Genomic DNA, 4,237 nt, shown 5'->3' with positions numbered 1-4,237 from the left:
TTATTTCAGGCTGACAAGGGGAAATTTAAAATAACTTTCCGAGTGCGCGTTTTTTCACCAAAACAACCATTAACATGCCATAAAATAAGCAAATTGCCGTTTTTGCAGCCGCAATCACACTTCCAGGTGGCATACTAATGAATAAGAAAAAGAGTAAGGAAGAACATTCATGCCGTTAAATGCCCAACAGCTAGCCGCACAGAAAAACTTGTCCTACGTTCTGGCCGAAAAGCTGGCTCAGCGAATATTAAAAGGTGAATACGCACCGGGTGCGATATTGCCTGGCGAAATAGAGCTAGGCGATCAGTTTGGCGTGAGTCGCACCGCGGTAAGAGAGGCAGTAAAAACATTAACGGCAAAAGGTATGGTATTACCGCGCCCACGTATTGGTACACGCGTCATGCCGCAAGCAAACTGGAACTTCCTTGACCAGGAGCTGCTCACCTGGTGGATGACAGAAGATAATTTCCCGCAGGTCATTAAACATTTTCTGGTGATGCGTATCAGCCTGGAGCCTCAGGCGTGCTTACTGGCAGCGACCATAGGTACGGCTGAACAGAAAGCGCACCTCAACACGCTGATGGAAGAGATGGTCGAGCTGAAAAGAAACTTCAGACGCGAACGCTGGATTGAGGTTGATATCGCCTGGCATGAGCACATCTATGAAATGAGTGCGAATCCGTTCCTTATTTCCTTTGCATCTCTGTTCCATTCGGTTTACCAGACCTACTTTACCTCTATTACCTATAACGATGTGGTGAAACTGGATTTGCACCAGGCCATTGTCGACGCAATAGATGATAACGATGGCGATCGCGCCTTTGTTGCCTGTCAGGCATTGCTGATAGCACCGAACGTGCTACCGGATAAATAATATGTCAGAAAAGAAATCACGCAGTATGGCCGGGCTACCGTGGATAGCAGCCATGGCCTTTTTTATGCAGGCACTAGACGCCACGATCCTCAATACCGCCCTACCCGCAATAGCACATAGTCTTAACCGCTCTCCACTCGCCATGCAGTCGGCCATTATCAGCTATACCCTGACTGTCGCGATGCTGATCCCGGTAAGTGGTTGGCTGGCAGACCGATTTGGTACCCGACGCGTCTTTATGATTGCCGTTAGCCTGTTTACGCTGGGATCGCTGGCCTGTGCGCTGTCCAGTTCCTTAAGCGAGCTGGTGATTTTCCGTGTCATTCAGGGGATCGGTGGCGCCATGATGATGCCCGTTGCCCGTCTGGCGTTATTGCGTGCTTACCCCCGCAGCGAACTGCTTCCCGTGCTTAACTTCGTCACCATGCCAGGACTTGTGGGGCCGATTTTAGGTCCGGTATTGGGCGGTGTACTGGTTACATGGGCCAGCTGGCACTGGATCTTCCTGATTAATATTCCAATTGGCATTGCCGGTATCTTCTATGCCCGCAAATATATGCCGAACTTCACCACGCCACGCCGCGGTTTTGATATGACCGGTTTCTTTCTGTTTGGTTTGAGCCTGGTGTTGTTTTCCAGCGGCGTTGAATTGTTCGGTGAGAAGCTTGTCGAGACCTGGGTCGCACTCGGTATTATTCTTGCCAGTCTGTTGTTACTACTCGCCTATATTCGCCATGCGCGTCGCCACCCAACGCCGCTGATATCGCTTCCGATATTTAAGACTCGGACCTTTTCTGTTGGAATCGCCGGAAACCTCGCCACTCGCCTGGGTACAGGCTGTGTGCCCTTCTTAATGCCGCTGATGTTGCAGGTAGGATTTGGATATCCGGCTCTGATAGCCGGCTGCATGATGGCGCCAACAGCGTTAGGTTCAATTCTGGCAAAATCCATGGTGACGCAGGTACTGCGCAAACTCGGCTACAGGACCACATTGGTGGGTGTTACGGTATTTATCGGCCTGATGATTGCGCAGTTCGCTTTGCAATCTCCTGCCATGCCGATCTGGATGCTAATCCTGCCGTTGTTCATTTTAGGTATGGCGATGTCCACCCAGTTTACTTCAATGAATACCATCACTCTGGCGGATCTGACCGATGAAAACGCCAGCAGCGGCAACAGCGTATTGGCCGTTACTCAGCAGTTATCAATCAGTTTAGGGGTTGCCATCAGCGCCGCCGTTTTGCGTATCTATGAAGGTATGGAAGGAACCAATACGGTCGAGCAGTTCCACTACACCTTTATGACGATGGGCGCTATCACGGTAATATCCGCGCTGATGTTCATGCTGCTAAAAGCCAAAGATGGACGTAATCTGATCAAAGATCGGCACAAACCTAAACCGACCCCCGCTCCATCAGAACAGGAGTAAGCTGCAAACGCTGTTGCTGTAATGCGGGCTGCGCCATCCGGTGAATTAATACATCGATGGCCAGTTCGCCCAATTCATCTTTTGGTTGGTGGATGGTCGTCAGGGGCGGCGTCATATAGCGCGCCAGCTCGATATCATCGTAACCCACCACAGCCATATCCTGCGGAATGCGCAATCCTGACTGGTACAGAGCCTGATACGCGCCAACTGCCATTGCATCATTGCCGGTAAAAACGGCCTGCGGTCGCTGTTTATGCGACAGCAACGTTTGCATAGCTTCAAAGCCGCCGCCGAACTCAAAGTCACCGGTAATCTCGTAGCCTTCCGGGACAGGCAACCCCGCCCGCTTCATTGCTGCCCGATATCCTTCCAGACGCAAACGCGCCGGGGTTTTATCCAGCGGCCCGGTGATGCAGGCAATGCGCGTAAAACCTTTTTCGATAAGATGTTGCGTGGCTAAATCCCCGCCCAGCAAGGAGTTATCCTGAATCAGATCGCTTTCACCATCAAAAGGCGACCAGTCCATCATCACGGTCGGTATAGAAGGATAACGCTGCATTATCTCTCTGGAAGGCTGATGTGTTTCGGTGCAGAGCAGCAACAAGCCGTCCACACGTTTTTGCATCAGAGTTTCCAGGTTACGGTTCATGCGCTGTTCATCGCCTTCGGTATTGCACAGCACCAGGCTGTAGCCGCGCTCAAAACAGCTACGTTCAACGCCGCGCACTAGTTCAGAATAGAAGGGATTGGTACTGGCAGTGATTAACATGCCAATCGTACGAGTCTGGTTTAACTTGAGGCTACGCGCCAGCGCGGAGGGCGCGTAGTTAAGCGCTTTAATTGCAGCTTCTACTTTGTCAGTGACGGACTCACTGACAAAGCGATCTTTATTAATGACGTGAGAAACCGTCGACGTGGAAACACCCGCCAGGCGGGCGACGTCCTTCATTGTAGCCAAGCGTTACCTCTGTTGACTTAAAAACGCTTCTATTTCTTCGCGCCACGGAACGGAAGGCTGTGCACCTTTACGGGTAACCGCAATCGCCGCAGCGGCATGCGCAAAACGGATCGCTTCAGGCAGCGGAGTCTCTTCCAGCAACGCTGTAATTAACGCGCCATTAAAGGTGTCTCCAGCGGCAATAGTATCAACGGCTTCCACTTTAAAACCGGGCACACGCTGACCTTCGCCATTAACGCTGGCCCACACACCGCGACTACCTAAGGTAATCAGTACAGTATGGATACCTTTAGCGTGCAATGCCTGCGCCGCTTTGGCCGCGTCTTCATCATTTTCGACCCGGATCCCCGTCAGCTTTTCAGCCTCGGTTTCATTCGGGGTAATAATATCCACCAGCGCCAGCAGTTCATCAGAAAGTTCACGTGCCGGTGCCGGGTTCAGGGCGACCATGGTCTTATTTTGATGTGCAATCTTTGCTGCAGTCAGTACGCTTTCGATCGGCGATTCTAACTGCATCAGTAAGGCGGAGGCCTGCGCAATGCGATCGCGCTGTGCTTCCACCAGCGCTGGCGAAAGAGCTGCGTTTGCACCGGCGTGAATGCCGATAACGTTCTCACCTTCACCATTCACAAAAATCAGTGCCACACCGGTCGATTCCCCCGAAATTACGCTAATCGGCGCAATATCGATGTTGTCTTTGGCTAACTGTTTACGCACACTTTCGCCAATATCATCATCGCCCGTACAGGCAATGAATGCGATATTCGCGCCACTACGGCCCGCAGCAACAGCCTGATTCGCGCCTTTACCGCCAAATGCGACCTGATAATGGCTACCTGTTACGGTTTCACCGGGTGTCGGGAAAGAGTTAAGGTTAAGGATGTGATCGGCATTGATACTGCCAAGAACAACGAGGTTGCCTGCGGTTTTCATATTTGGTGTTCCAAGTCAAAGTGCGCCACCGGGTTAGGGTGGC

The 4,237-nt window shown here is 51.6% G+C and carries 4 protein-coding genes; 2 read left to right on the top strand and 2 right to left on the bottom strand.

Annotation, left to right across the window (positions count from 1 at the left end):
* Nucleotides 1-169 precede the first annotated feature (169 nt).
* Nucleotides 170-874, top strand: a complete 705-nt coding sequence (locus FDW94_RS00145) for a FadR/GntR family transcriptional regulator (RefSeq protein WP_137376939.1) — start codon at nt 170-172, stop codon at nt 872-874.
* Between the two features lies 1 nt (nt 875).
* A complete protein-coding gene (gene mdtD, locus FDW94_RS00140) occupies nt 876-2,303 on the top strand; it encodes a multidrug transporter subunit MdtD (protein WP_137376938.1) in 1,428 nt (475 codons plus the stop codon).
* Here mdtD and rbsR read toward each other — a convergent pair.
* Nucleotides 2,269-3,261: a ribose operon transcriptional repressor RbsR gene (rbsR, locus tag FDW94_RS00135; RefSeq protein WP_003023757.1), complete on the bottom strand. Its 993-nt coding sequence runs from the start codon at nt 3,259-3,261 to the stop codon at nt 2,269-2,271. The genes mdtD and rbsR overlap by 35 nt on opposite strands.
* 3 nt (nt 3,262-3,264) lie before the next feature.
* Nucleotides 3,265-4,194, bottom strand: a complete 930-nt coding sequence (gene rbsK, locus FDW94_RS00130) for a ribokinase (protein WP_008786556.1) — start codon at nt 4,192-4,194, stop codon at nt 3,265-3,267.
* Nucleotides 4,195-4,237 lie beyond the last annotated feature (43 nt).

The organism is Citrobacter sp. wls757 (assembly GCF_005280935.1).
Taxonomy (GTDB): Bacteria; Pseudomonadota; Gammaproteobacteria; order Enterobacterales; family Enterobacteriaceae; genus Citrobacter; species Citrobacter portucalensis.
The sequence above is the reverse complement of the archived record's forward strand: the minus strand, read 5'-3'. Positions and strand labels throughout refer to the sequence as shown.

Excerpts from the sequence above, each read along its gene's own strand:
- FDW94_RS00145 (WP_137376939.1), top strand. The coding sequence starts at position 170 with ATGCCGTTAAATGCCCAACAGCTAGCCGCACAGAAAAACTTGTCCTAC.
- mdtD (WP_137376938.1), top strand. The coding sequence starts at position 876 with ATGTCAGAAAAGAAATCACGCAGTATGGCCGGGCTACCGTGGATAGCA.
- rbsK (WP_008786556.1), bottom strand. The coding sequence starts at position 4,194 with ATGAAAACCGCAGGCAACCTCGTTGTTCTTGGCAGTATCAATGCCGAT.